We start from the raw sequence: 26,500 nt of genomic DNA, 5'->3' as shown, positions 1-26,500 counted from the left end.
GGGGAAGTAGTCTCGCGATTGTGCTGCATCTGCGGGTGATCGCGCCGGTCGACCTTCGCGACGACGTGTTGGCTGTCCTGCAGCGGCAGGTCGGGGTGACGCACCTGGTGGTGCATCAGGGGGCGGCGCTGGACCCGCCGGGTGACGAGATCTCCGCCGACATCGCACGTGAATGCGCCAACGACGTCGTCGACGACCTGAAGGCACTGGACTTGCACCACAAGGGCGCCATCACCCTCGATGTGGTGGACACCGTCGTATCCACCGCGGCCTACCGCGCCGAGAAGCAGGCCGACGGCGACCCGGGGGATGCGATCGTCTGGGAGGAGCTGGCGGCCCGCACCCGCGAGGAGTCCACGCTCAACATCACCTTCCTGCTGTTTCTGTGCCTGGCGTGCATGATCGCCGCGGTCGGCGTGGTGACCGACTCTCCGGTGACAGTGGTCGGCGCCATGGTCGTCGGCCCGGAATTCGGGCCGCTGGCCGCCCTGGCGGTGGCGCTGGTGCGCCGCAGGCTGGACCTGGCCCGCCGTGCGTCACTGGCACTGCTGGTCGGGTTCCCGGTCGCCATGGCCGTCACCGCGGCGTTCGTGCTCGGCGGCGAGGCGCTGGGCTGGATCGAGCTGGGCAGCACTCGTCAACTCACCGACGTCGACTTCATCTTTCGGGTCGGTCCGTTGTCGTTCGTGGTCGCGCTGCTGGCCGGCGCGGCAGGAATGCTGTCGCTGGTGTCGGCCAAATCCGCCGCCCTGGTAGGGGTGTTCATCTCGGTGACCACCGTGCCCGCCGCAGGTTTCGCTGTCGTCGCCGCGTCGGTCGGAGAATGGGACGTGGCCGCCGAATCCGCTGCGCAACTGGCGATCAACCTGGTGGGCATCACTGTGGCCGGAGTGCTGGTGTTGGCCACGCGCCGCCGGCACGAGACGCGCCGCCACGGTACGGGCCGACTGTGGGCGGGACCGAAGACCGACTAGCGTCTAGCTGTACTCGGCTTAGACATTGGTGACGGATCGCTATTGCTGTAGGGAGGACCTCCGGGCTTAGTGGAGATGTCTGACGTCTTCACCAGTCCACGGAGGTCCTCGTGTCCCACGCTAATGCCCGTTTGACCGTTCATGGTCGTCTGCTGCTCGTTGAGCGGATCGTTAAGGGACACCGACCGGTGTCTCATGTCGCTGCCGAATTAGGAGTGTCGCGCCAGTGCGCTCACCGATGGGTGCGCCGGTTTCGCGATGAAGGCGTTGCCGGGTTGTCGGATCGCTCCTCACGACCACACCGCTGCCCGCGCCGCACATCAGCTGTCATTGAAGATGCGGTCCTCGAACTGCGCCGCGCCAGTAGGCGGGGCCAGGACTGGATCGGCGCCGAACTCGGTCTGCCGGCCCGCACGATCTCGGCGATCTTGCGCCGCCACCAGCTGCCGTATCTGAGGGACTGCGACCCGCTGACCGGTGACGTGATCCGGTCATCGAAAGCGACCGCGGTCCGCTACGAACGGGCACGCCCCGGAGAACTAATTCATATGGATGTCAAGAAGATTGGCCGCATCCCTGACGGAGGCGGATGGAAGGCTCACGGCCGAGCCAAGAGCAGATCTGCTGCACAGAGGAACGCGCGCATCGGGTTCGACTACGTGCACTCCGTCGTTGACGACCATTCGCGGCTGGCCTACTCAGAGATCCTGCCCGATGAAAAGGGAGCGACGTGCGGTGAGTTTTTAGCCAGGGCCGCCGAGTACTTCCGCGCCCACGGCATCCCGACCATCGAGAGACTCATCACCGACAACCACTGGAGTTATCGACGCTCCGCCGATGTCGCGGCTGTCATCGCAGGCCTGGGCGCCAAGCACGTCTTCATCAAGCCGCATTGCCCCTGGCAGAACGGGAAAGTGGAGCGCTACAACCGCACCCTGCAGACCGAGTGGGCCTACCAGCAGATATTCACCACCAACGACGCTCGCAGCGCTGCCCTTGCACCCTGGCTCGAGGACTACAACAATCGACGACGCCACTCAGCCCTCGGAGGCCAACCCCCGATCAGCAGACTGACGCCAACGTCCTAGCCGAGTACATCTAGCGCCTGTGGGGTGGATGAACAACATCGCAAGTCTGAAGGACCATGTATCGCCTCGTGGAATCGCGATGACGGTCGTCGGGGTCGTGGTCGCGGGTCTCGCGATCGCAACGGTGCTCCGTGTGCCGACCCCGCCCGATGCCGGCCCCGGCTCGCCCGAGCCGAGTACTACGAACGCCCCCCGGATCGAGCCCGGAACGGCTCCCGGACCTGCCATCGAGACGCCGAGTTCTGCTGCGGCCGCGCCGACGACGGTCCCGCCACCGGCTCCGGAACCCGTTCCGGCCATCACACCGACGCCGACTCCCACCTACCCGCCGACTGCGACCGAGACGGTGCTCCCGACTCAGCCAGTCGCTCCGATGCAGACGGCGACGACCAGCCCGACGGAGACATCCGCCACTGCCAGCGAGCAGCCCGCGTTCCCCATCCGGCCGAGCCGGCCGTCCTCAACCCTGCTTCCCAACGGCGGACGGCGGAGCTGACGCCGCACCGCGCCCTGCGTTGTCGAGGGTCTTGTGATGGGATTAGCGGCCTATGGGCATCAAAGTGGCGCTCGAGCACCGCACCACCTACACCTTTGACCGATTGGTGGAGGTGCACCCGCATGTCGTCCGGCTGCGGCCCGCACCGCATTCACGCACGCCCATTGAGGCCTACTCGCTGGAGGTCGAGCCCGCCGACCATTTCATCAACTGGCAGCAGGACGCCTTCGGTAACTTCCTGGCCCGGCTGGTGTTTCCCACCCGGACGCGGGAACTCACCATCAAGGTCGGGCTGATCGCCGACCTCAAGGTCATCAACCCGTTCGACTTCTTCATCGAGGACTACGCCGAAACCTTCCCTTTCGTCTACCCCAAGGCGCTCAAAGATGACCTGGAGCCCTACCTGCGCCCGGTCGACGAGGGCGACGAGGGATCGGGGCCGGGGGACCTGGTGGGGTCGTGGGTGCGGGATTTCGTGGTCGCGCCCGGCACGCGGACCATCGATTTCCTGGTGGCGCTCAACCGTGCGGTCAACGGCGACGTCGGATACAGCGTGCGGATGGAGGCCGGGGTGCAGACCCCGGATCACACCCTGCGCACCGGGATCGGATCCTGCCGCGACTCCGCGTGGCTTCTGGTGTCGATCCTTCGGGGATTGGGCTTGGCCGCCCGATTCGTGTCCGGCTACCTGGTGCAGCTGACCTCCGACGTCGAGGCCCTCGACGGACCGTCCGGGCCTGCCGCTGATTTCACCGACCTGCACGCCTGGACCGAGGTGTACGTTCCCGGCGCAGGCTGGATCGGGCTGGACCCCACCTCCGGTCTGTTTGCCGGCGAGGGCCATATTCCGCTGGCCGCCACGCCGCATCCGTCGTCGGCGGCGCCGATCACCGGTACCACCGGGATCGCGGAGGCCACCCTGGACTTCGCGAACATCGTCACCCGCGTGCATGAGGATCCGCGTGTCACGCTGCCCTACACCGACGCCGCCTGGGCTGCGATCAACCAACTCGGCGCCCGAATCGACGAGCGACTGGCCGATGCCGATGTGCGGCTGACCGTCGGCGGCGAGCCGACCTTCGTCTCGGTGGACAACCAGCTCGATGAGGAGTGGATCACCGCCGCCGACGGCCCGCACAAACGGGAGCGGGCCTCGGTGCTGGCTGCGCGGCTCAAGGCGGTATGGGCGCCCCGTGGCCTGGTACAGCGCAGCCAGGGCAAGTGGTATCCGGGAGAACCGTTGCCGCGCTGGCAGATCGGCATCCACTGGCGCCGCGACGGCAAGCCGCTGTGGGCTGACGAGGCACTGCTTGCCGACCCCTGGGGGGCCCACGAAGACGTCGATCCCGAAGCGGCGCAACAGATCCTGTCGGCGATCGCCGACGACCTCGGACTGCCTGCCACCCAGGTGCGCGCGGCGTTCGAGGACCCGCTGACCCGGTTGGCGCACGCAGCTCGGCTGCCCGCGGGCGACCCGGTCGAACCCGGCGACGATCTGGAGACCGACACCGCCGCCGCGCGGGCGGCGCTGCTGGCCCGCCTCGAAGATCCGGTCACCGAACCGGCCGCCTACGTGCTGCCGTTGCACCGCCGCGAGGACGACGCCGGCTGGGCCAGTGCGGACTGGCGGCTGCGCCGTGGCCGGGTGGTGTTGCTCGAGGGTGACTCGCCGGCCGGGCTTCGCCTACCGCTGGACTCGATCAGCTGGCAGCCGCCCCGTCCGTCGGCACCCGCCGACCCGATCGCCAGCGGCGGGCGCGCGCTGCCGGTCGATCCCGGAGCCGCTAACGCCGCCGTAGAGCATTCGCCCACCGCGCCCACCACCGCGATGGTCGCCCAGATTCGCGACGGTCTGCTCTACATCTTCATCCCGCCCACCGAGGAGCTGGAACACTTCGTCGACCTGATCACCCGGGTGGAGGCGGCCGCCGCGAAGATCGCCTGCGCGGTGGTCGTCGAAGGTTACGGGCCGCCGCCCGACGGGCGGCTGCAATCCATGTCGATCACGCCGGATCCCGGCGTCATCGAGGTCAATGTCACACCCGCCGCCAGCTTCGCCGAGCAGCGCGACCAGTTGCGCACCCTGTACGACGAGGCCCGGCTGGCCCGGCTGTCGACCGAGTCATTCGACGTCGACGGAACGCACGGCGGCACCGGCGGCGGCAACCACATCACGCTGGGCGGCATCACCCCGGCCGACTCGCCGCTGCTGCGCAGACCCGACCTGCTCGTGTCACTGTTGACCTACTGGCAGCGCCACCCGGCGCTGTCGTATCTGTTCGCCGGCCGGTTCATCGGCACCACGTCGCAGGCGCCGCGGGTCGACGAGGGCCGCTCCGAAGCGCTCTACGAACTCGAGATCGCCTTCGCCGAGATCGCCCGGCTGACGGCGGAGGACGCGTCCCGACCCGATCATGGTCGCTCCGCAAGCGTCGCTCCCGATCATGGTCGCTCCGCAAGCGTCGCTCCGTGGATCGCCGACCGGGCGCTGCGCCACCTGCTCACCGACATCACCGGCAACACCCACCGCGCCGAGTTCTGCATCGACAAGCTCTACAGCCCCGACAGCCCCCGCGGCAGGCTGGGTCTGCTGGAGCTGCGCGGTTTCGAGATGCCCCCGCACTTCCAGATGGCGATGGTGCAGTCGCTGCTGGTGCGTGCGCTGGTGGCACGGTTCTGGGACCAGCCGCTACGGGCGCCGCTGATCCGGCACGGCCTGAACCTACACGGGCGATACCTGTTGCCCCACTTCATCATTCACGATATTGCCGATGTCTGTGCCGACCTGCGCGCACACGGCGTCAACTTCGACACCAGCTGGTTGGACCCGTTCACCGAGTTTCGCTTCCCACGGGTGGGTACCGCGGTGTTCGACCACGTCGAGATCGAGCTGCGCGGGGCCATCGAACCGTGGAACACCCTCGGCGAGGAATCGACCGGCACCGGCACCGCGCGCTACGTCGACTCCTCGGTGGAGCGCATCCAGGTCCGGACGATCGGCGCCGACCGGCAGCGCCACATCCTGACCTGCAACGGCTACCCGATCCCGATGCTGGCCACCGACAACCCCGACGTGCTGGTCGGCGGCGTCCGCTACCGGGCGTGGCAGCCGCCGAGCGCGCTGCACCCGACCATCACCGTCGACGGCCCGCTGCGGTTCGAACTGGTCGACACGGCCACCGGGACGTCCCGCGGGGGCTGCACCTATCACGTCTCGCACCCGGGCGGCCGGGCGTACGACACCCCGCCGGTCAACGCCGTGGAGGCCGAATCGCGCCGCGGACGGCGTTTCGAGGCCACCGGGTTCACCCCCGGCAAGGTCGACGTCGGCGATATCCGGGAGAAACTGGCCCGGCAATCCACGGACGTCGGCGCGCCGGGGATCCTCGACCTGCGACGGGCCCGCACAGTGCTGCAGAACTGATGGGGACCACCGACCCGAATATGCTCGGGGCGGGCCATGCGTGTGCAGGAGTCTGGAATCAGGAGGTGGGCCGTTGTCGCTGTCCGCTGCCGGTTCTGGATTGAGCCGCTCGAGCCATGACCCGGACCGTCTGCTCGCCGGATACCGCGCCGCACGCGCCCAGGACGCCCTGTTCGACGTGCACGGCGGCGGGGCGGGTGCCTTCGGCGACACCGGGTACGACGAGTTCGTCGACGCCACCGGGACCATCCGCCCGTCGTGGCAGGAACTCGGTGATCTCATCGGCGAGCGCGGCCGGGCCGGGTTGGAACGGCTGCGCGGCGTGGTGCGCGGGTTGGTCGACAACGACGGCATCACCTACATCGAGGTCGACGACTCGGGAACCGTCCCCGGCGAGGGCATCGCGACGCCGGGCACCTGGCATCTCGATGCCATACCGCTGGTGGTGTCCGCCACCGACTGGGAGACGCTGGAAGCCGGTGTGCTGCAACGGTCCCGGCTGCTCGACGCGGTCCTGACCGATCTCTACGGCGAGCGGCGGGCGATCACCACCGGGATCCTGCCGCCGCAGTTGCTGTTCGGGCATCCCGGCTACATCCGGGCCGCCCGCGGCATCGAGAACCCCGGGCGCCATCAACTCTTCATGCTCGGCTGCGACGTCAGCCGGGCCGCCGACGGCCGCTTCGTGGTCAATGCCGACTGGGCGCAGGCGCCGTCGGGGGCCGGCTACGCCCTGGCCGATCGCCGGGTGGTCGCGCACGCCGTGCCCGATGTCTACGAGCGCATCGGCCCGCGCCCGGCCTCGCCGTTCGCCCAGGCGCTGCGGCTGGCGCTCATCGAGGCCGCGCCTGAGGCCGCCGAAGATCCGGTGGTGGTGGTCCTCAGTCCCGGTATCCACTCCGAGACAGCCTTCGACCAGGCCTACCTGGCATCGGTACTCGGCTTCCCCCTGGTGGAGAGTGCGGACCTGGTGGTCCGGGACGGCAAGCTGTTGATGCGGTCGCTGGGCACCCTCAAGCGGGTGGACGTGGTGCTTCGCCGGGTCGACGCCGACTACGCCGACCCGCTGGATCTGCGACCCGATTCCCGGCTCGGTGTGGTCGGCCTGGTCGAGGTGCAGCGGCGGGGCGCGGTGACGGTGGTGAACACCCTCGGCGCCGGCATTCTGGAAAGCCCTGGGCTGCAGCGCTTCCTGCCGCAGCTGGCGGACCGGTTGCTGGGGGAGAAGCCGTTGCTGGACACCCCGCAGCTCTATTGGGGCGGATTCGACCGGGAGCGCGCACATCTGGTGTCGAGGCTGAACACGCTGCTGATCAAGTCGACGGTCGGCGGCGAGACGATCGTGGGGCCTGCGCTGTCGGCGGAGCAGCGCGAGGAACTGACCGCCCGTATCGAGGCCCACCCCTGGCAGTGGGTGGGCCAGGAGCTGCCGCAGTTCTCGTCCGCGCCCACCGACCGCTATCCGGGCGGGTTGTCGGCGGCCAGCGTCGGCATGCGTTTGTTCACGGTGGCCCAACGTGGCGGGTATGCGCCCATGATCGGTGGCCTCGGCTACGTGCTGGCACCCGGAAACTCCGCCTATGCGCTGAAAACCATTGCCGCCAAAGATGTCTGGATTCGGCCGCCGACACGGGCCAAAGCCGATACGTTGACCGTGCCGCCGGTGGAGCTGCCCAGCGGCACGCGCTCGATCAGCTCGCCGCGCGTTCTGTCGGACCTCTTCTGGATGGGCCGCTACGGCGAGCGCGCCGAGAACCTGGCCCGGCTGCTGATCGTCACCCGCGAGCGGTATCACGAGTATCGCTACCGCCAGGACATGGACGGCAGCGAATGTGTGCCGGTCCTGTTGCGCGCGCTGGGCGTGATCACCGGCACCGAGACCGAAGCCGCGGGCACCTACGCCGAGGCGGTGTCCGCCGCCCAGCGCACACTGTGGTCGTTGACCGCCGACCGGCAATGCCCCGGATCGTTGGCCCACTCCGTGGAGCGGCTCGGCCTGGCGGCCCGCTCGGTGCGCGACCAGATGTCCAACGACACCTGGATGGTGCTCGGCGCCGTCGAGCGGGCGCTGGCCGAGCAGGCCGGCTCGCCGCGCGGGGCGCGGATCGACGACACCCAGCTGGCCCTCGCCCAGCAACAGACCCTCGCCGGCATGCTGGCCCTGTCGGGAGTGGCCGCCGAGTCGATGGTGCGCGACGCCGGGTGGACGTTGATGGACATCGGCAAGCGCATCGAACGCGGGCTCGCGCTGTCGGCGTTGCTGCGTGCCACGCTGACCACTGTGCGCAGCCCGGACGCCGAACAGACCATCACCGAGTCCGCACTGGTGGTGTGTGAGTCGTCGGTGATCTACCGCAGACGCAACCTGGGCAGGGTCAGCGTGGCCGCTGTGGCGGACCTGGTGTTGTTCGACCCGGAGAACCCCAGATCCCTTGTCTACCAACTGGAACGGTTGCGGTCGAACCTGCGGTTGCTGCCGGGCTCGTCGGGCTCGTCGCGTCCTGAGCGATTGGTCGACGAGATCAGCACGCGGCTGCGCCGGCTGGACCCCACCGAACTCGAGCACGTCGACGACGACGGCCGCCGAAGCGAACTCGACGGCCTGCTGAGCGGGATGCACGCCGCGCTGCGCGATCTGTCCGACGTCATCACCCGCACCCAGTTGTCGCTGCCCGGTGGGATGCAGCCGCTGTGGGGGCCTGATCAACTGCGGGTCATGCCGTGACGGCGGCCGAGGGCGCAGCGCGCACATACCGGATCACGCATCGCACCGCGTACGGCTATTCCGATGTGGTGACCAGTTCCTACGGCCGCGGCCATCTCACCCCACGCGACACCACCGGACAGCGGTGCCTGGCCTACGAGCTCGACATCGACCCGATACCCGCCGACCGATCCACCAGCCTCGACGTCTACGGCAACATCAGCTCCTACTTCCACGTCACCGAACATCACCGGGCACTGACGGTGACCAGTCGCTCCGTCGTCGAGGTCGACCCGCCCGCGGCCGAGCGCTATAGCGCCGGCTGGGCGCAGGCGCCGTGGGAAGCCGTCCGGCCGGTCGGCCACAACGGGGCGCTGGCGTCCGAGTTCAGCCTGGACCTGCGCCCACCGGAGATCACCGATGAAGTCCGGGATTACGCCGCGCCGAGTTTCGAGCCGGGACGTCCGCTGGTCGAGGTGCTGCGAGACCTCAACTCACGAATATTCTCTGACTTCACCTACAAGTCGGGATCAACAACGGTGTCCACCCAGGTAAGTCAGGTTTTGCTGGCGCGAGAAGGGGTATGCCAGGACTTCGCCCGGCTGGCTATCGCCTGCCTGCGCGCCAACGGATTGGCGGCGAGTTACGTGTCGGGCTATCTTGCCACCGACCCGCCGCCCGGAAAGGAACGGATGTACGGCGTGGACGCCACCCATGCCTGGGCCGCGGTGTGGACACCGCAGAACGATTGGCTCGGGCTCGATCCCACCAACGATCAGCTGGTCGATGAGCGTTACATCACCGTCGGGTGGGGGCGGGATTATGCCGACATCCCGCCACTGCGCGGCATCATCTACACCGACTCCGAACACAGCGTGATCGACGTCTCAGTGGACGTCGCGCCCTGCCCACCGTTTCAGGGGGATCTTCTTCATGCGTGACTTCATCTGCCCCAACTGCGGGCAGCATCTGGCGTTCGAGAACTCGGTCTGCCTGTCGTGCGGGAGCTCGGTCGGATTCTCGTTGGACGATATGGCGTTTCTGGTGATCGCCTCCGGTGAGGAGAGTGAACACGGTGGCGCGGTCGACGCCGCCGAATTCCAGTTGTGCGCGAATCTGCATCTGGCCGAATGCAATTGGCTGGTTCATGTGGAACCGGTCCGGCTGTTGTGCGCGTCCTGCCGCCTCACGCGAACCCGGCCCAACGACAACGACGGTCCTGCGCTGGCCGCCTTTGCGCTGGCCGAACGTGCCAAGCGACGCCTCATCGCCGAACTGCACGAACTCAAGCTGCCGATCGTCGGCCGCGACGAGGACCCGGAGTACGGGTTGGCCTTCGACTTGTTGTCCAGCGCCAACGAGAAGGTGTTCACCGGCCACGACAATGGTCTGATCACACTGGATCTCGCCGAAGGCGATGATGTGCACCGCGAGCAGCTGCGCACCTCGATGGACGAGCCCTACCGCACGCTGCTCGGACACTTCCGCCATGAGGTCGGTCATTACTACTTCTATCGACTGGTCGGCACCTCCCCGGCGTACCTGGAGCGCTTCAATGAGCTGTTCGGCGACCCGGACGCCGACTACCAGGAGGCACTGGACCGGCACTACAGCCAAGGCGCGCCACCCGGGTGGGAGGAGAACTACGTATCCTCCTACGCCACCATGCATGCGGCCGAGGACTGGGCCGAGACGTTCGCGCACTACCTGCACATCCGCGACACCCTGGACACCGCCGCCGCGTTCGGTATCGCCCCGGCCAATGCAACCTATGAGCGACGAGTGTTGGGGCCCAGCGGATTCGACAACATCCTCGAGATGTGGCTGCCGTTGGCGTGGTCGCTGAACATGGTGAACCGGTCGATGGGCAAAGACGACCTGTATCCGTTCGTCCTCCCGGTGCCCGTGCTTGAGAAGATGCGGTTCATCCACACCGTCATCGACGAGGTGACATCCTCGCCGACCAAGCTGGACGCGGCCGTCGGCGGTCAGCAGCAGCAGAACTGAGCTAGGACTGCGGGCGTACGCCGAGAACGTCGCGGAACACCGCCTGCCGCAAAGCCAGTTCGCGTGGATCGCTGGCCAGGTGGAAGCCCAGGCGATTCATGACGTAGCCGAAGCCGACGCCGGTGTCGGGGTCGGCGAACCCGAATGATCCGCCGAAACCCGGTGTGCCGAAAGCCTTGTCGGAAGACCCGAACTGCACCATCGGCACCGGCTTGCAGAACCCCAGTGAGTACAGGATCTTGACGTTCATCACCCGGTCACGGATCCCGCCGCTGGGTGTCGAGGCAGGGCTGGTGAGGTCGTCCAGAACTGCGTCGGTCAGGCCGAGGTCGGCACCGCCGGCGGCAGCCGCGCCGTAGAGCCGGGCCACCGCGCGGGCCGTCCCGATCCCGTTACTCGACGGCATTTCCACTGCGCGTACCTCGTCGCGGTTGTAGTCGCCGTCCCACGGTTTGACGTCGCTGGGCACGCCGGTGGCCCGGGCGGCGAGTCCCACCGGGTTCAGCGCGGCCAGCGCGAAACCGGCCGGCATCACGTTGAGGTGCAGCAGCGATTCGGCCCGTTTCCATTGATGCAGGTGCGCGACCCGGCCGCGGTCGACTTCGGCGGGTAGGCCGATGTGCAGATCCAGCCCCAACGGCGCGGCGATCTCGTCGGCCAGGAAGCGGCCCACCGTGCGGCCCGCCGGGTCGGCCCGGCGAATCAACTCGGATTGGTACCAGCCCAACGTGATCGCGTGATAGCCGTGCCGGGTGCCCGGCCGCCAGGCCGGCGCCTGGCGGGCCAGGATCGGAGCGAGCCGGTCCGGGTCGGCGATATCGGCCAGGCTCGGTGCCGGGGTGAGCGCACACAACCCGGCCTGATGAGCCAGCAGCTGGCGCAGCGTAACGTCACCCTTACCGGCCTGGGCGAACTCCGGCCAGTAGTCCGCGACCTTGGCGTCGTAGGACAGCATCCCCTTCGAGACCGCCACAGCGACGGCCATCGCGGTGACGCCCTTGGTCGTGGAGAACATGTTGACCATCGTGTCGGCCTGCCATGGTGCCTTCGCTGTTCCGTCGCGATAGCCACCCCACAGGTCGACGACCTTGACGCCGTCGCGGTACACCGCCACGGCGGCGCCGATCTCCTTGCCGGACGCCAGATTCGCCCGGAAGGCGTCGGCGACCTTGCCGTACCCCTCGTCGACGTCGCCGCCCATCATGTCCGGGGACACTGCAACTTTGAGCACCATCGACGACTCCCTTTTGTTGCCGAGAGGATATGCCGACGCGCCGCGCGGCAGGGCCGCATTGGCGGCGGCGGCCCCTACGATCGCCGGGTGGCTGATCGCTATGGCGCCGACGTACTGGCCAACAACCCGCACACCTCGAACCGAAGCCGCTCGACCGAGCAGGCCGTCGAGCTCGGAATGGTCGTCGAGGACCCGCAGTCAGGGTTCGTCGGCGCGGTGGTCGGCGTCGAGGGATCGCGGGTCGAGCTCGAGGACCGCAACGGCCGTCGGCGGGTGTTTCCGCTGGGGCCGGGCTTCTTGTTCGAGGGCAGGCCGGTGATCCTGACCGGGCTGCGTCGGCAGGCGCCCGCCGCGCAACGCACGAAATCCGGCTCGGTGAAGGTGGCCGACACCCGCGCCAAGGTCGCGCTTGCGAGCCGCATCTACGTCGAAGGCCGACACGACGCCGAGCTCGTCGAACAGGTGTGGGGTGAGGACTTGCGGGTCGAGGGCGTCGTCGTCGAATATCTCGGCGGCGTCGACGATCTCGCCGGCATCGTGGCCGACTTCCGGCCAGGTCCAGGTCGCCGGCTCGGTGTCCTGGTCGATCACCTGGTGTCCGGGTCCAAGGAGGCCCGCATCGCCGACGCCGTCCGGCGCGGTCCCGGTGGGGACCACACGTTGGTGGTCGGCCATCCGTATGTGGACATCTGGCAGGCGGTCAAGCCTGAGCGCGTCGGGTTGCGGGCGTGGCCGTCGATCCCACGAGACGTCGAATGGAAGCACGGGATCTGCGCCGCGCTGCGCTGGCCGCACAAGGATCAGGCCGACATCGCGCGGGCGTGGCAGCGGATCCGTTCGTCGGTGCGGGATTGGACTGATCTGGAGCCCGAGCTGATCGGCCGGGTGGAGGAACTCATCGACTTCGTGACACAGCCTGCGTGATTTACCGAACGTGTGACGAATGTCGCAGGTCCGATCGGTACGCGCTCGGTGTACAGTCGTTCACTGTACGAGATTTACCGCCGACTGCAGTCTGGTCGTCGTCACTTGGTGCGGCCGACGCGGTACGACTTGATCCGGAGCCTGCACAGCCATGACTTTCTCCCTTGAACTGCCAGAAGAAGTCGTAACCGTCCGCGACTGGGTGCACCAGTTCGCCGCCGAGGTGGTGCGACCCGCAGCCGCCGAGTGGGACGAGCGCGAAGAAACCCCCTGGCCGCTCATCCAGGAGGCCGCCAAGGTGGGCCTCTACACCCCTGAGCTTTTCGCGGAGATGTCCGTCGAACCGTCCGGACTCGGAATGATCACCGTGTTCGAGGAGCTGTTCTGGGGCGACGCCGGCATCGCGCTGTCGATCCTGGGTACCGGGCTGGCCGCCGCCGCGCTGGCCGCCAACGGCACTCCCAAGCAGCTGGGCCATTGGCTGCCCGAGATGTTCGGCACCCCCGGCGATCCGCACCTGGCGGCGTTCTGTTCCTCGGAACCCGGCGCCGGATCCGACGTCGGCGCCGTGCGCACCCGCGCCCGCTACGAGCAGGCCACCGACGAGTGGGTGCTGGACGGCACCAAGACCTGGGCCACCAACGGCGGCATCGCGAACGTCCACATCGTGGTGGCCTCGGTCCATCCCGAGCTCGGGACCCGCGGTCAGGCCACGTTCATCATCCCGCCGAACACCCCCGGCTTCTCGCAGGGACAGAAGTTCAAGAAGCACGGTATTCGCGCCTCGCACACCGCCGAGGTGGTGCTCGAGAACGTCCGTCTGCCAGGCAATCTGATCCTCGGCGGGATGGAGAAGTTCGAGCAGCGGATCGCCCGCGCCCGGGAGGGGCAGCGCACCTCCGGGCAGGCCGCGATGGCGACCTTCGAGCGCACCAGGCCTGCGGTCGGCGCGATGGCGCTGGGCGTGGCCCGGGCAGCTTACGAGTACGCGCTCGAATACGCCTGCCAGCGTGAGCAATTCGGCCGCCCGATCGGTGACTTCCAGGGCACGGGCTTCAAGCTGGCGGACATGAAGAGCCGCATCGACGCCTCCCGACTGCTGATCTGGCGGGCAGGCTGGATGATGCGCAACAACAAGCCGTTCGCGTCGGCGGAGGGGTCGATGGCCAAGCTGTTCGCCAGCGAGACCGCGGTGTACGTCACCGACGAGGCAATCCAGATCCTCGGCGGTAACGGCTACACCCGCGACTACCCGGTGGAGCGGATGCACCGCGACGCCAAGATCTTCACGATCTTCGAGGGCACCAGCGAGATTCAGCGACTGGTGATCGCGCGGGCGCTGACCGGCCTGCCGCTTCGCTAGTCCCCGAGATCGGGGGCCCAGGCCACACCGTTGATGTGGCTGCCGCCGTCGGCGAACAGGGTGTTGCCGGTGAGATAGCGCGAGCCCTCGCTCGCCAAAAACACTGCGACGGGGGCGATGTCGTCGTACGGGTCGCCCATCCGTCCCATCGGGTTCGCGGCGTCGGCGATCGCCGCGATCTCGGGATGCTGCGCGGCCACCGCCAGGAATGCCTGGCTCTTGGCGGCCGGGCAGATGGCGTTGACCGTCACCCCGGTCGGCGCCCATTCCCGTGCGGCGGTGCGGGTGAGCGTGCGCAGTGCCTCTTTGGCGGCGTTGTATTCCAGTGAGCCGACGTGGGCGTTGACGCCGTTGAGGCTGCACATGTTGATCACCCGGCCCCAGCCGCGGTCTTTCATGTGGGCGAAGGCTTTTCGCATCGCCCAGAACGGGCCGTAGTAGCCGACGGCAAGACCGTGGGCCAGTTCGTCGTCAGTCTTGTTCTCCACCCGGCCGATACCGCCGCCGCCCCAGGCGTTGTTCACCAAGACGTCGATCGACCCGTACTCGGAGATTGCTGCGGCGACGGCGTTCTCCACCTGATCGCGCTGGGACACGTCAGTGGCGACGAACAGTCCGCCGATCTCGTCGGCCACCGACGTGCCTGCCGTGGAATCGAATTCGGCCACGACAACGCGGGCTCCTTCGTCGGCGAACCTGCGTGCGATGCCCGCGCCGATTCCCGCGCCTGCGCCGGTGATGAGCGCGACCTTGCCTTCCAGTGCGCCGCTCATCGGGCGAGTCCTTCCTCGATCAGTGCCACGGCCAGACCGCTGCCATCGAGCTGGCGCGCGGTGCGACTGACGATCTCCCACCCGTGGCCGGCGCGTTGCAGGCGGATGAGGTGCACACCGGCCCGGGCGACGGCGAAGCCGCGGGACTCGCGGCGCACCAGCAGCATCGACTGGCAGATCGCGACGGCCTCGTCGCCGTCGACGGTGACCGCGGGTGGTCCGAAGAAGTGGCAGCAGCCGCGGGCGATCAAGCCGCGGTGCTCCTCCGAGCGCACCATGGCGGCTACGTCGTCGCGGCTTGACATCTGCCAGTCACCGGTGTCGTAGCCGCCGTCCACGGCCCACAGCGCGGCGACCGCGTCGGGGTCGCCGGAGTCGACGAGTGGTCCGTAGGAGGCGATGAGACGGGCGATATCGCGTTCGTCTTCCAGGGTTTTCACGCGTCGTGCGAGGCTCTCGATGGTGTCACTCACGGGCTTCCTCTCTACAGTTCGTCGGCCAGAATCCGGAGCGCCGCGAGCTGGTCGCAATAATCCTCGGGGGAGTCGGCGCGCACCGAACAGGTGATCGCGGAGGCGCCGACGTCACGTAACGCCATGAGGCGGTTGACCGTTCGGTCGGCGTCAGCGATGGGGTCGACAGCGTGGCCGGTCGACAGCACCACTTCGAAGCCGGGCGGTACATCCGCCTTGGCCAGCATCGCTGCGATCTCGGTGGGGTTGAGGCCGAACGGTATCCAGCCGTCGGCCAGGCCGGCCGCGCGGCGCAGCGACCGCAGAGTGCGCCCGCCGACCAGAATCGGCACCCGCTCCTGCACGGCGCAGGGCTCGACGGCGAATCCGTCGAACTTGTAGTGGCTGCCCCGGTAGGACGGCCGGGTGGTCGATAGCGACGCGCGCAGTGCGCGGATCGCATCGTCGGCGCGTTCACCGCGGCCGTCGAAGGGTGCGCCGAGAAGGTCGAATTCCTGGGCCAGCGACCCGACGCCCACTCCGAGCACCAGCCGGCCGCCGCTGAGCCGGTCCAGCGTGCCGAACCGCTTGGCGATGTCCAGCGGGTGGTGGTAGCCCAACACCACCACCGACGTCGTCAGCGAGATCCGGGTGGTGTGGGCGGCCAGGAAGCCAAAGGTCGAGAGCGGATCCCAGTAGGTCACGCCGCGCTGCGCGCCGTCGCCGACCGGGACGGCGACGTGCTCGGCGCAGGTGAGGTGGTCGAATCCCAGCTCGTCAGCGGTGCGGGCGATACGGGCCAGATCGTCGACGCCGGCGGTGGTCTCCCACGCGGAGGACACCCCGGGGAGCTGCATCACCATCGGCGTCGACAGTCCGATCCGCACAGTGCTGTTCTAACCGGCGCCACACCGGCCGAATGCTTGCGTCCCGGTGATCGAGACCGCTACGGTGCGGTAGAACGAATTCTCCCCAACCGGACAGGAGTGCTGATGACCGCGGCTCTCACCGATACCGCGCCGGCCTCGATGCTCGACCGGTTCACGGCCATCATCGACGCGTTCGACGACACGTCAGCAGGTCTCACGCTGGACCAGATCGCCGCGCGGGCGCATCTGCCGCGTTCGACCACGCACCGCATCCTCGACCAGTTGGTGCGGCTGCAATGGCTGACGCATTCGGGTCGGGGGTACCGGCTCGGCGCCCGGACCTCGGCGTGGGGCGCCGGCGACAGTGCCGATGTCCGGCTGCGGTCAGTCGCGGCGCCGGTGCTGCACGAGCTCCAGGTGCGCACCGGTGCGGTGGTGCATCTTGGCCTGCTCGACCGCGGCGAGGTCGTTCACCTGGACAAGCTGGGCGGTCCGTCGGCGCGCCAAGTGCCGACGTCGGTCGGCGTGCGGATCCCGGCCCACCGGGTGGCGCTGGGCGTCGCCGCGCTGGCCGGGTTGTCGCCCGAAGATGTGGTCGCCGAGCTGAGTTACGTCCAGGGCTGGGAGCCCGACGCGATCTGGTGGGGCGAGTTGCACAAGGTCCGCCGCCGCGTCGTCGTGCGCCACGGTGACTACGCAGGCCCGATGGTGTCGGTGGCTGCCACGGTCGGTTCGCGTGCCGCGATCGGACTGGTCACCTCCGACCGGGTGCTCGCGCAGCGATGTCAGCCACTGGTCGCCGCATCGGCGGCACGCATCGCCCGAGCTCTGGCGGGCGCGACCAACTAGGCGGCTCGCTCGCCGACACCCCGCATCAGGCAGCCGGATCGCCGGTGTCTTCGGACGGCGTATCGCCGTCGTTCCCGAGCAGTTGTTCGGGGTGGTGATCGTTGTTGGTGCCGCCATGCAGCATGGGCAATTCGGGAGGGGGGATCCACTCCGTGTCGCCATTGGCGAGTTTTCGAGTTCTCCAGCCTTGGTCGAGTAGCCGGTGATCGGGCCGGCAGGCGAGGGTGAGCTTGTCGATGTTGGTCAGCCCGCCATCGGCCCATTCATCGACGTGGTGCACCTCGGTGAGATAGCCCGGTGCGTCGCATCCGGGACGTGTGCAGCCACGTTCCTTGCTGTGCAACATGATTCGCTGATCGGCCGAGGCGACGCGTTTGGTGCGGCCCAGCCACAATCCGCGGCCATCAACTTTGTCGAACAGGGCCAGATAGTGATATGCGTGGGCGCCGAGCCGGATGACCTCCGAGATCGGCAGCAACGTGCCAGCGGCGGTGACCCCATGCCCGGTCCTGGCCTGGATGTCCTGCAGGGTCGCCGACACGATCACCGTCACCGGTAACCCGTTGTGCTGGCCGAACTTCGGATCACCCAACGACACTCGTAGCAGGGCCTTGAGCGCATCGTGCTGACGTTGGCCATAGCTGCGGGAATCACGCTCGGCGACTTCGTCGGTTGGGGTGGTGGTCGGGCTCTCGTCGGCCGGATTGCACATTCCCGGTGCGGCGAACTTCGCCATCCAGGCGTCGATTAGCGACCGCAGCTCGGGGTCGGCGATCACCCGGCCCACACTCATGCCGTCGAGCTGCTGGCCGCCGCACCAGACGAAGCCGCGTTTACGGGCCCGGTCTTCGTCGGAGAATGTCCCAACAGGATTGAGGTGCAGGGCCAATCGGTGGGCCACTTTCTCGAGCTGATCGGGCCGCAACACCGCCGACTTGTCGGCCAATGACCTCTCGGCTTTCTCGACCTCGAGGAGCGGCACGTGATCGGGCAGGTCGCGGAAAAACCTCTGAATCACCCGCAGGTGTTCGCTGTCGAGTCGGCCCTCGTGCCATGCCTTCGAGGTTTCCGGCAGCAGTGGCGGCAGCGGCTCGCCGGTCAACGTTCGTCGAGGCGCCAGTTGTTCGGCATCCCGAATCCGCCGTTTGGCCTCTCGCGGGCTGATCCGCAGCGCATCGGCCAAGGTGATCGGCACCGGCGGGCAACCTTCGACCTGTTCTAACCGAGAAATCACTGCGTGAGAGAGCGCGATCTGCTGGCGCAGTGCGGACTCCCACTCCACGAGCACCACGAATCGGTCAGCGGGCGAAAGCTCATCGAGATCGACGGTGGACAAGCACTCCAGGTATCGGTCGCGTGCTTCCCGCATGACATCGATCCCATTCACACTTCGAACATTAGTGCGACCCACCGACAGAAAATGGTCCTGAAGGTCACGCTGGGCATCAACGCGGATCTGGGGATGACTACGTCAGCCCCATCAGCTTCTGCATCATCCGGTGCGCGCCCGCCACTACCTTCGTGCGGTCCGGATCATTGCGTCGCGCAACGTCTTCGGCGTTCCCGCCCGCGACGAACACCGGGCCGTTCGGCAACTGCTCCAGCCCTTCGCGGGCGACGTCGGCCGGGTCGGCCACCCGCATGCCGGGCACGTCGAAGTTCAGGCCCACCCGCTCCATCGCCGGCGTGCGGGTGACACCCAGCACCAGCTCCAGTACGTCGACGCCGTGGTCCCGCAGCTCCAGCCACAGCCCCTCGGCGAAGATGCGGCCGTAGGCCTTCACCCCGCCGTACACCGTGTGGCGCACCGAGCCCAGGTATCCCGACATCGACCCCACCAGCAGGATGCCGCCGCGGCGGCGCTCCCGCATCAGCCGGCCGTAGTGCTGCGTCAGCGCCATCATCGTGGTGATGTTGAGGTCGATGACCTTCTGAAAGTCCGCCAGATCGGCGTCCAGAAAATCGGCACTGCAGGTGTTCGCCCCGGCGTTGTAGATGAACAAGCCGACCTCGAGCCCGTCGGTGGCCGCGGTCACGTCGGCGGGCGCGGCGGGGGAGGCGAGATCGGTTGCCACACTGCGTACTTCGACGCCGAGCTCACGGCATGTCGCGGCCGTCGCCTCGAGTGGTTGCGGTTTGCGGGCCACCAGAACGAGATTCACGCCCGACTCTGCCAACAAGCGGGCGAATTCGGCGCCCACCCCTTCAGAGCCGCCGGCGATCACCGCCCATGGACCGTATTTCGCATAGGACACCTACCGATCCTGACGCGCCATGCCCAAACCCGTGACGGTCGTCTCGCTGATCGGTACCAGTGCGCGGGCGCGTAGCCGATGCCCGATACTGAGTCACGTGCCGCGGATCGGAGAGCCCCGGGCGCCGGCCCGCCCGGCGACCGATGACCAGGAGAACCGGCGCGGTGCCATCCTCGCCGCCGCTGCCAGATTGGGTGCGACCAAAGAGATCGACCGCATCGGAGCCCAGGAGATCGCCGCCGACGCCGGAGTGGCGCTGCGCACCCTTTACCGCTATTACCCCTCCAAGCACCACGTGTTCGCCGCGGTGCTGTTCGCCCAGGTGTCCAAGTTCCGGCCACCGCCTCCCAGTGGCGACCCCGCCGGAGACATTGCCGCGCTGATGGTGGCCGCTTGTCGAAATCTGTTGCGTCACAAGCACCTTGCGCATGCGATGATCACGTCCACGCAGATCGTCCGCGCACAGGAGGACGCTCCCGACGATCCCACGCTGCGTGAGCTCATCCTCGATATCGCCGGCGTCGAGAACCCCACCGCCGAACATCTGCGTCGCACCCGGCTGGTCCAGCAGGCCGCCTTCGGCATCCTCACCTGGACAGTCGGCGGTGCGCTGCGCCCCGAAGATGCGCTGGCCGACGTCGACGTGGCCTGCCGACTACTCGTCGGCGACGTGTTCTGACGTCGTACGGCTTGCCGGCACCGAGCCCGTAAGGATCAGTATCAGCCCGGCGATGCGCAACCACGCCAAAGGCTCACTCGGCAGCAGCACTCCGGCGATCAGCGCGACTGCCGGATTGACGTAGGCGAACAGCAGTGCGCTCGTGGCTCCCACCTCCTTGATCAGCGCGAAGAACACCACGAAGGCCAATGCCGTGCAGATACCGGCCAGCGCCGCGATGGCCGCGTACGCGTGCGGAGCTGTACCGCGCCGACCGCCGTCGGGGTGAACACCAGGACCGGCACCGACACCTCGTCGACGGCCACTCTGATCAACAGATACGGGTGCCGCTGGGATGTCCCTGGGGCCGATGCGCCAGATGACGCTCATCGCGGCGAACAGGGCCCAGCCGCGCGCAGTCACGACGACCACATTGCGAACGTGGTAAGTCTGGGGGCGTGTCCGACAGCCTGTTCGACGTGCCCGGCGACGCCGACGCCCGGGTCAGCTCGGCGGCGCCGACGTCGGCACCGCTGGCCGTCCGGATGCGCCCGGCCAGCCTGGACGAGGTCGTCGGGCAGGAGAACCTGCTTAGGCAGGGGTCACCCCTGCGCCGCCTGGTCGAAGGCTCCGGCGCCGCATCGGTGATCCTCTACGGGCCGCCAGGCACCGGCAAGACCACGCTCGCGTCGCTGGTGTCCCAGGCCACCGGGCGACGGTTCGAGGCTCTCTCCGCGCTGAGCGCCGGCGTCAAGGAAGTGCGTGCCGTCATCGACAATGCCCGCCGGGCAGCGGCCTACGGCGAGCAGACCGTGCTGTTCATCGACGAGGTCCACCGGTTCTCCAAGACCCAGCAGGACGCCCTGCTCGCGGCGGTGGAGAACCGGATCGTGCTGCTGGTGGCCGCGACCACCGAGAACCCGTCTTTCTCGGTGGTCGCGCCGCTGCTGTCGCGCTCGCTCATCCTGCAACTGCAGCCGCTGACCGCAGACAACGTGCGCACCGTGGTGCTGCGCGCCATCGAAGACCCGCGGGGGCTGAACGGCGCGGTCACCGTCGACGATGACGCCGTCGACCTGGTGGTGCAGCTGTCCGCCGGGGATGCCCGACGGGCGCTGACCGCGCTGGAGGTCGCCGCCGAATCCGGTGAGCACGTCACCGTCGAGGTGATCGAGCAGTCGCTGGACAAGGCGGCGGTGCGCTACGACCGCGACGGCGATCAGCACTACGACGTGATCAGCGCGTTCATCAAGTCGATCCGCGGCTCGGACGTCGACGCCGCTTTGCACTATCTGGCGCGGATGCTGGTGGCGGGGGAGGATCCCCGGTTCCTGGCGCGCCGCCTGATGATCCTCGCCAGCGAGGACATCGGGATGGCCGACCCGACGGCGTTGCTGACCGCGGTCGCCGCCGCACAGACTGTCCAGCTGATCGGCATGCCCGAGGCGCAGCTGACGCTCGCGCACGCGACCGTGCACCTGGCCACCGCGCCGAAATCCAATGCCGTGACCACTGCGCTCGGTGCCGCGATGAACGACATCCGCAGCGGCAAGGCCGGTTTGGTGCCGGCGCATCTGCGCGACGGGCATTACGCGGGGGCGGCCAAGCTCGGTAACGCGGTCGGGTACCGGTACCCGCACGACGACCCTGATGGTGTTGTGCCGCAACAGTATCCGCCTGACGAGGTGGTGGGCGTCGACTACTACACGCCGACGAACCACGGCGCTGAGCGTGAGATCGGCAGCCGGTTGGACAAATTGCGCGCGATCATCCGGCGCAAGCGCTGAGACGGAGTCAGTGCGGAAGCGGTGCCGGTCGGGCCGGTCGCTGCGCCCGTTCCCGAATCCCGCGCAGCATCCCGCGTTCCATCAGGAAATGCACGATGTCGAAGGCTGATTGACCGACCGGGGCGCCGCTGCCGCGCACCAGCAGCCGGGTCACCCCGGACTGCGGCCGCAGACAGAACGCCCACGACCCGAACGCCTTCTCACCGCGCTGCACCCGGTCGTAGTCCGCCGCTGACATCAGCACGAGATGCGAGTTGGGCACGATCTCCGCGACCAGCTGCCGGCCTCGCTGGCCGTAGCGTTGAGCCAGCCACACCGTGTCACCGACTTGGAGCTGCTGCCATTCCGGGTGTACGACGTCGGCGTTGTGAATCCGGGTCCCGACCAGACGCTCGAGCGCGTCGTAACTGTAGAAACCGCCGCGGTTCTCGCCGATCTGCACCAGCCACGGCCAGACGTCCTCGACCGGTGCGTCGATGGTGATCGCCCGGGTGGTGCGTGCGCTGCCGGGTTCCACCAAGTCGTCGCCGGGCAGCTCGGCGGCGACCTCCGAATCGGTGGCGCCCCACCCGTACATCGTGGGTCGCAGCACCCAGCGGTAGACCGCGGCGATTCCGGCGGCCGCCATCCACGTGGCGAGTACCGGCCTCTGCTTGCTCATAGCCGACAACGTTGCCCCGTCCGACAGACCCGGGGCAGGGCCTTAAGTCACGGGGTTGTCCTCTCGGACTACGCCAGCTCCGGCACCCGCAGCCGGGCGATCGCCAGCTCGAACTCACCGACGTCGACCTGGTCGGCACCCAGATCGCGCAGCAGTGCGGTCCGCAGCGACCGTGCCGCGTCGCGACTGCGTTCCATCGCGTCCTGGCTGTCATACGTGGTCGACACCACGGCGCGGCCGGTGGATCGGTCGCACATCATGCTCGTGCTGCAGAAGCCGTCGAGCTGCTCGATCTCCGGGAGCACCGTCGTCTTGTAGAACTCGACGGCCTGGTCGAACTGGTCGGGTCTGGCCTGCAGCCACGTGGCCCGCACACAGGCACCCGCACCCGAGCGGTGGTCGCGATGCACCGCCGCGATCTCCCATTCGTCCACCGTTGGGGTGGCTCCGAGCACCCGGGCGGCCCGGTCGCGAAACAGCCGGACCTCATCGGCGCTCGAGTGCATGGCCGCGTCATCGTCCCAGGCGGTGGTAACGATGCAGCGGCCCGACTCGCGGTCGGTCAGAAGCGACATGCCGACACATCCGGTCATGCCCTGAAGCGCCGGCATCACCTCGTCGCGGAAGACCGCGATGCCCGCATCGATGGATCCCGGGCGCGCGGCAAACGTGGTAGAGCGTGCGTGCACTCCTCCACCCCCTTCGGCTGGGGGTGGCGCCCCGGCGGCGCCACCGGCACTGTTCACCTTCCTCTCCTCGATATGAGCTGGCAACGGTTTCGACGAGGTCGCCTAGGCTGGAAACCGTGGACACCGACGTGCTTGACATCGACAGCTCGCGGCGCCGGATCGTCGACTTGACCGACGAGGTGCGGTCGTTCTGCCGCGGCCGCGGTGACGGACTGTGCAACGTGTTCGTGCCGCATGCCACCGCCGGCGTCGCCGTCATCGAGACCGGGGCGGGCTCCGATTCCGATCTGCTCGACACCCTGGAACGGCTGCTGCCGCGGGACGACCGTTACCGCCACTCGCACGGTTCGCCGGGGCACGGCGCCGATCATGTGCTGCCGGCCATCGTCGCGCCGTCGGTGACCGTTCCGGTGGGCGACGGCACGCCGCTGCTGGGCACCTGGCAGAGCATCGTGCTGGTCGACCTGAACCAGGACAATCCGCGACGATCGGTCCGGCTGAGCTTCGTCAGCGGCTGACCCGAAGGCGCCCGGTAATGTGGTGCGGTCGAAGCGTCCGTCGAGCCGCACCCCGAACGCAAGGAAACCCAGTGCAGACACACGAGATCAGGAAGCGATTCCTGGATCACTTCGTGCAAGCAGGCCACACCGAGGTACCGAGCGCCTCGGTGATCCTCGACGACCCGAACCTGTTGTTCGTCAATGCGGGCATGGTGCAGTTCGTGCCGTTCTTCCTCGGGCAGCGCACTCCGCCGTATCCGACGGCCACCAGCATCCAGAAGTGCATCCGTACCCCCGACATCGACGAGGTGGGCATCACCACCCGGCACAACACCTTCTTCCAGATGGCGGGCAACTTCTCGTTCGGCGACTACTTCAAGCGCCGCGCGATCGAGCTGGCGTGGACCTTGCTGACCAAGCCGGTCGAGCAGGGCGGCTACGGGTTCGACCCGGAACGGCTGTGGGCGACGGTCTTCTACGACGACGACGAAGCCGAGCAGCTCTGGCAGGAGGTGGCCGGTCTGCCGGCCGAGCGGATCCAGCGCCGCGGCATGGCCGACAACTACTGGTCGATGGGCATCCCCGGCCCGTGCGGGCCGTGCTCGGAGATCTACTACGACCGGGGGCCGGCGTACGGCGTCGAAGGCGGTCCGGAAGCCGACGAGAACCGCTACATCGAGATCTGGAATCTCGTGTTCATGCAGAACGAGCGCGGTGAGGGCACGTCCAAGGACGACTTCGAGATCCTCGGGCCGTTGCCCCGCAAGAACATCGACACCGGCATGGGTGTCGAGCGGATCGCCTGCCTGCTGCAGGACGTCGACAACGTGTACGAGACGGACCTGCTAAGGCCGGTAATTGACGCTGCAGCGGCGCTCGCGCCCCGCGGCTACGGCCAGGGCTCGCACGACGACGACGTCCGCTACCGGGTGATCGCCGACCACAGCCGCACGTCGGCGATCATCATCGCCGACGGGGTAACCCCCGGCAACGAGGGCCGCGGGTACGTGCTGCGCCGGCTGCTGCGGCGCATCATCCGCGCCGCGAAACTGTTGGGCGTCGAGCAGCCGATCATGGCGGAGCTGATGCTCACTGTGCGCGACGCGATGGGGCCGTCCTATCCGGAACTGGTCAGCGATTTCGACCGGATCCAGCGCATCGCGGTCGCCGAGGAAACCGCGTTCAATCGGACGCTTGCGTCGGGGTCGAAGCTGTTCGAGGAGGCTGCCGCCGCAACGAAGTCGGCAGGCAAAACCGTGCTGGGCGGCTCGGAGGCGTTCGCGCTGCACGACACTTACGGCTTCCCGATCGAGCTCACGTTGGAGATGGCGGCCGAGGCGGACCTCAGCGTCGACGAGCTCGGCTTCCGTGAGCTGATGGCCGAGCAACGCCGTCGCGCCAAGGCCGACGCCGCGGCCCGCAAGCACGCCCACGCCGACCTGTCGGCGTTCCGCGAGCTGGTCGACGCCGGGCCGACGGAGTTCACCGGGTTCGACGAATTGACATCGGAGGCAAGGATTCTCGGCATCTTCGTCGACGGCAAGCGGGTGCCGGTGGTTGCCCACGGCGGTCGCGAGCAGGCTGCCGAGCGCATTGAGATCGTGCTGGACCGCACCCCGCTCTACGCCGAGTCCGGTGGACAGATCGCCGACGTCGGCTCGATCAGTGGCAGCGGTGCGGCCAAGGCCGCGGTCACCGATGTGCAGAAGATCGCCAAAACCCTGTGGGTGCACCGGATCAACGTCGAGTCCGGCGAATTCGTCGAGGGCGACACCGTCACCGCGGCGGTCGACCCGGAGTGGCGGCGCGGGGCCACCCAGGGTCATTCCGGCACGCACATGGTGCACGCCGCACTGCGACAGGTGTTGGGCCCCAACGCCGTTCAGGCCGGTTCGCTGAACCGCCCGGGCTATCTGCGGTTCGACTTCAACTACCAGGGCGCATTGAGCGATGAGCAGCGCGCGCAGGTCGAAGAGGTCGCCAACGAGGCCGTGCAAGCCGACTTCGAGGTGCACACCTTCAACGAGAAGCTGGAGAAAGCCAAGGCGATGGGCGCCATGGCGATGTTCGGCGAGTCCTATCCCGACGAGGTCCGGGTGGTCGAGATCGGCGGGCCGTTCTCGCTGGAACTCTGCGGCGGCACCCACGTGCACAACTCGGCGCAGATCGGTCCGGTCACGATCCTGGGCGAGTCGTCGGTGGGCTCCGGTGTGCGCCGCGTCGAGGCCTACGTCGGCCTGGACTCGTTCCGCCACCTCGCCAAGGAACGCGCGCTGATGGCCGGTCTGGCGTCGTCGCTCAAGGTGCCCTCCGATGAGGTGCCGGCCCGGGTGGCAAGCCTCGTCGAGAAGCTCAGGGTCGCCGAGAAGGAACTCGATCGGGTTCGGCTGGCCACCGCGCGCGCTGCCGCGGCGAACGCCGCTGCTGGTGCCGAGCAGGTGGGTAAGGTCCGTCTTGTGGCGCAGCGCATGTCGGCCGGGATGAACGCCGGTGATCTGCGCTCCCTGGTTGGCGACATCCGCGGCAAGCTGGGCTCCGACCCCGGGGTCGTGGTGCTCATCAGCGAAGGTCCCGAAACAGACGGAGTAAGCACTGTTCCTTTTGTTGTCGCGACCAATCCGGCCGCACAGGACGCCGGGCTGCGCGCCGACGAACTCATCAAGCAGATTTCTTCGGCTGTCGACGGGCGGGGCGGCGGCAAGGCTGATCTGGCGCAGGGATCCGGCAAGAACCCCGCCGGAATCGATGCGGCACTGGGGGCGGTTCGCGCAGAGATCGCGCGGAGCTAGCGTC

22 protein-coding genes are annotated in these 26,500 nt (G+C 68.1%); 13 read left to right on the top strand and 9 right to left on the bottom strand.

All coding sequences use genetic code 11. The features are described from left to right. Positions 1-20 precede the first annotated feature (20 nt). From Y900_RS01460 to Y900_RS01430, 6 genes are all read left to right on the top strand, one after another. Positions 21-974, top strand: coding sequence for a DUF389 domain-containing protein (locus tag Y900_RS01460; RefSeq protein ID WP_036338175.1), 954 nt, complete (start codon positions 21-23; stop codon positions 972-974). Positions 975-1,084: 110 nt separating this feature from the next. Then, a complete protein-coding gene (locus tag Y900_RS01455; RefSeq protein WP_036338172.1) occupies positions 1,085-2,062 on the top strand; it encodes an IS481 family transposase in 978 nt (325 codons plus the stop codon). 548 nt (positions 2,063-2,610) lie between these two features. Beyond that, positions 2,611-5,982, top strand: coding sequence for a transglutaminase family protein (locus Y900_RS01445; protein ID WP_036338165.1), 3,372 nt, complete (start codon positions 2,611-2,613; stop codon positions 5,980-5,982). Positions 5,983-6,055: 73 nt separating this feature from the next. Beyond that, the gene (locus Y900_RS01440) at positions 6,056-8,707 is read left to right on the top strand and encodes a circularly permuted type 2 ATP-grasp protein (RefSeq protein ID WP_036338162.1); all 2,652 of its coding nucleotides are present in this window, start codon (positions 6,056-6,058) and stop codon (positions 8,705-8,707) included. Next, positions 8,704-9,627, top strand: coding sequence for a transglutaminase family protein (locus Y900_RS01435; RefSeq protein WP_036338159.1), 924 nt, complete (start codon positions 8,704-8,706; stop codon positions 9,625-9,627). Before Y900_RS01440 ends, Y900_RS01435 begins: the two co-directional genes overlap by 4 nt. Beyond that, positions 9,620-10,693, top strand: a complete 1,074-nt coding sequence (locus tag Y900_RS01430) for a zinc-binding metallopeptidase family protein (RefSeq protein ID WP_036338156.1) — start codon at positions 9,620-9,622, stop codon at positions 10,691-10,693. The genes Y900_RS01435 and Y900_RS01430 overlap by 8 nt, the downstream gene beginning before the upstream one ends. A 1-nt stretch (position 10,694) precedes the next feature. Here Y900_RS01430 and Y900_RS01425 read toward each other — a convergent pair whose 3' ends face one another. Next, on the bottom strand, positions 10,695-11,927 hold the full coding sequence (locus tag Y900_RS01425) for an EstA family serine hydrolase (RefSeq protein WP_036338153.1): 1,233 nt from the start codon (positions 11,925-11,927) through the stop codon (positions 10,695-10,697). 87 nt (positions 11,928-12,014) lie between these two features. On the opposite strand from Y900_RS01425, the gene Y900_RS01420 reads away from it, so the two are divergent. Together Y900_RS01420 and Y900_RS01415 are read left to right on the top strand one after the other, a co-directional pair. Continuing rightward, positions 12,015-12,851, top strand: a complete 837-nt coding sequence (locus Y900_RS01420; protein ID WP_036338150.1) for a DUF3097 domain-containing protein — start codon at positions 12,015-12,017, stop codon at positions 12,849-12,851. A 151-nt stretch (positions 12,852-13,002) separates the two neighbouring features. Then, positions 13,003-14,214 carry an acyl-CoA dehydrogenase family protein gene (locus Y900_RS01415; protein ID WP_036338147.1) on the top strand — a complete coding sequence of 404 codons (1,212 nt, stop codon included), beginning with the start codon at positions 13,003-13,005 and terminating at the stop codon, positions 14,212-14,214. Here Y900_RS01415 and Y900_RS01410 read toward each other — a convergent pair. From Y900_RS01410 to Y900_RS01400, 3 genes are read right to left on the bottom strand one after another with little or no spacing between them, the layout of a single operon-like run. Next, complete coding sequence (locus tag Y900_RS01410; protein ID WP_036338144.1) at positions 14,211-14,987, bottom strand: SDR family NAD(P)-dependent oxidoreductase; 777 nt, start codon at positions 14,985-14,987, stop codon at positions 14,211-14,213. The two genes, Y900_RS01415 and Y900_RS01410, sit on opposite strands and share 4 nt — an antisense overlap. Then, positions 14,984-15,460 carry a nuclear transport factor 2 family protein gene (locus tag Y900_RS01405; RefSeq protein ID WP_036338141.1) on the bottom strand — a complete coding sequence of 159 codons (477 nt, stop codon included), beginning with the start codon at positions 15,458-15,460 and terminating at the stop codon, positions 14,984-14,986. The genes Y900_RS01410 and Y900_RS01405 overlap by 4 nt, the downstream gene beginning before the upstream one ends. Positions 15,461-15,471: 11 nt before the next feature. Further along, complete coding sequence (locus Y900_RS01400) at positions 15,472-16,326, bottom strand: LLM class F420-dependent oxidoreductase (protein WP_036338138.1); 855 nt, start codon at positions 16,324-16,326, stop codon at positions 15,472-15,474. 105 nt (positions 16,327-16,431) lie between these two features. Between Y900_RS01400 and Y900_RS01395 the strand changes: the two genes are divergently transcribed. Continuing rightward, complete coding sequence (locus Y900_RS01395; protein ID WP_036345503.1) at positions 16,432-17,157, top strand: IclR family transcriptional regulator; 726 nt, start codon at positions 16,432-16,434, stop codon at positions 17,155-17,157. A gap of 25 nt (positions 17,158-17,182) precedes the next feature. On the opposite strand, the gene Y900_RS01390 is transcribed toward Y900_RS01395, so the two are convergent. Then, positions 17,183-18,526 carry an HNH endonuclease signature motif containing protein gene (locus Y900_RS01390; protein ID WP_036338135.1) on the bottom strand — a complete coding sequence of 448 codons (1,344 nt, stop codon included), beginning with the start codon at positions 18,524-18,526 and terminating at the stop codon, positions 17,183-17,185. Between the two features lie 97 nt (positions 18,527-18,623). After that, entirely contained in the window at positions 18,624-19,412 is a 789-nt protein-coding gene (locus Y900_RS01385) for an SDR family NAD(P)-dependent oxidoreductase (protein WP_036338132.1), read from the bottom strand. A 19-nt stretch (positions 19,413-19,431) separates the two neighbouring features. Between Y900_RS01385 and Y900_RS01380 the strand changes: the two genes are divergently transcribed. Further along, complete coding sequence (locus Y900_RS01380; protein ID WP_051659818.1) at positions 19,432-20,091, top strand: TetR/AcrR family transcriptional regulator; 660 nt, start codon at positions 19,432-19,434, stop codon at positions 20,089-20,091. Here Y900_RS01380 and Y900_RS32930 read toward each other — a convergent pair. Beyond that, entirely contained in the window at positions 20,068-20,493 is a 426-nt protein-coding gene (locus Y900_RS32930) for a DMT family transporter (protein ID WP_237752469.1), read from the bottom strand. The genes Y900_RS01380 and Y900_RS32930 overlap by 24 nt on opposite strands. A 35-nt stretch (positions 20,494-20,528) precedes the next feature. Here Y900_RS32930 and Y900_RS01370 point away from each other — a divergent pair, with 35 nt between their 5' ends. Then, positions 20,529-21,857 (top strand): replication-associated recombination protein A, encoded by a 1,329-nt coding sequence (locus Y900_RS01370; protein ID WP_036338123.1) that lies wholly within the window; start codon positions 20,529-20,531, stop codon positions 21,855-21,857. Positions 21,858-21,864: 7 nt separating this feature from the next. On the opposite strand, the gene Y900_RS01365 is transcribed toward Y900_RS01370, so the two are convergent. After that, positions 21,865-22,518 carry a hypothetical protein gene (locus Y900_RS01365; protein ID WP_051659817.1) on the bottom strand — a complete coding sequence of 218 codons (654 nt, stop codon included), beginning with the start codon at positions 22,516-22,518 and terminating at the stop codon, positions 21,865-21,867. 68 nt (positions 22,519-22,586) lie between these two features. Then, positions 22,587-23,207, bottom strand: a complete 621-nt coding sequence (locus tag Y900_RS01360; protein ID WP_036338120.1) for an antibiotic biosynthesis monooxygenase — start codon at positions 23,205-23,207, stop codon at positions 22,587-22,589. Between the two features lie 116 nt (positions 23,208-23,323). On the opposite strand from Y900_RS01360, the gene Y900_RS01355 reads away from it, so the two are divergent. Next, entirely contained in the window at positions 23,324-23,725 is a 402-nt protein-coding gene (locus Y900_RS01355) for a secondary thiamine-phosphate synthase enzyme YjbQ (protein ID WP_036338118.1), read from the top strand. 71 nt (positions 23,726-23,796) lie between these two features. Beyond that, positions 23,797-26,496, top strand: coding sequence for an alanine--tRNA ligase (gene alaS, locus Y900_RS01350; protein WP_036338117.1), 2,700 nt, complete (start codon positions 23,797-23,799; stop codon positions 26,494-26,496). The last annotated feature ends 4 nt before the right edge of the window (positions 26,497-26,500 follow it).

Origin of the sequence: Mycolicibacterium aromaticivorans JS19b1 = JCM 16368 (assembly GCF_000559085.1) — a bacterium.
GTDB lineage: Bacteria > Actinomycetota > Actinomycetes > Mycobacteriales > Mycobacteriaceae > Mycobacterium > Mycobacterium aromaticivorans.
The sequence above is the reverse complement of the archived record's forward strand: the minus strand, read 5'-3'. Positions and strand labels throughout refer to the sequence as shown.

Bases quoted from the DNA above. Each gene is read 5' to 3' on its own strand.
- Y900_RS01445 (WP_036338165.1), top strand. From the start codon at position 2,611: ATGGGCATCAAAGTGGCGCTCGAGCACCGCACCACCTACACCTTTGAC.
- Y900_RS01430 (WP_036338156.1), top strand. From the start codon at position 9,620: ATGCGTGACTTCATCTGCCCCAACTGCGGGCAGCATCTGGCGTTCGAG.
- Y900_RS01425 (WP_036338153.1), bottom strand. From the start codon at position 11,927: ATGGTGCTCAAAGTTGCAGTGTCCCCGGACATGATGGGCGGCGACGTC.
- Y900_RS01415 (WP_036338147.1), top strand. From the start codon at position 13,003: ATGACTTTCTCCCTTGAACTGCCAGAAGAAGTCGTAACCGTCCGCGAC.
- Y900_RS01410 (WP_036338144.1), bottom strand. From the start codon at position 14,987: ATGAGCGGCGCACTGGAAGGCAAGGTCGCGCTCATCACCGGCGCAGGC.
- Y900_RS01395 (WP_036345503.1), top strand. From the start codon at position 16,432: ATGACCGCGGCTCTCACCGATACCGCGCCGGCCTCGATGCTCGACCGG.
- Y900_RS01390 (WP_036338135.1), bottom strand. From the start codon at position 18,526: ATGCGGGAAGCACGCGACCGATACCTGGAGTGCTTGTCCACCGTCGAT.
- Y900_RS01380 (WP_051659818.1), top strand. From the start codon at position 19,432: ATGCCCAAACCCGTGACGGTCGTCTCGCTGATCGGTACCAGTGCGCGG.
- Y900_RS01365 (WP_051659817.1), bottom strand. From the start codon at position 22,518: ATGAGCAAGCAGAGGCCGGTACTCGCCACGTGGATGGCGGCCGCCGGA.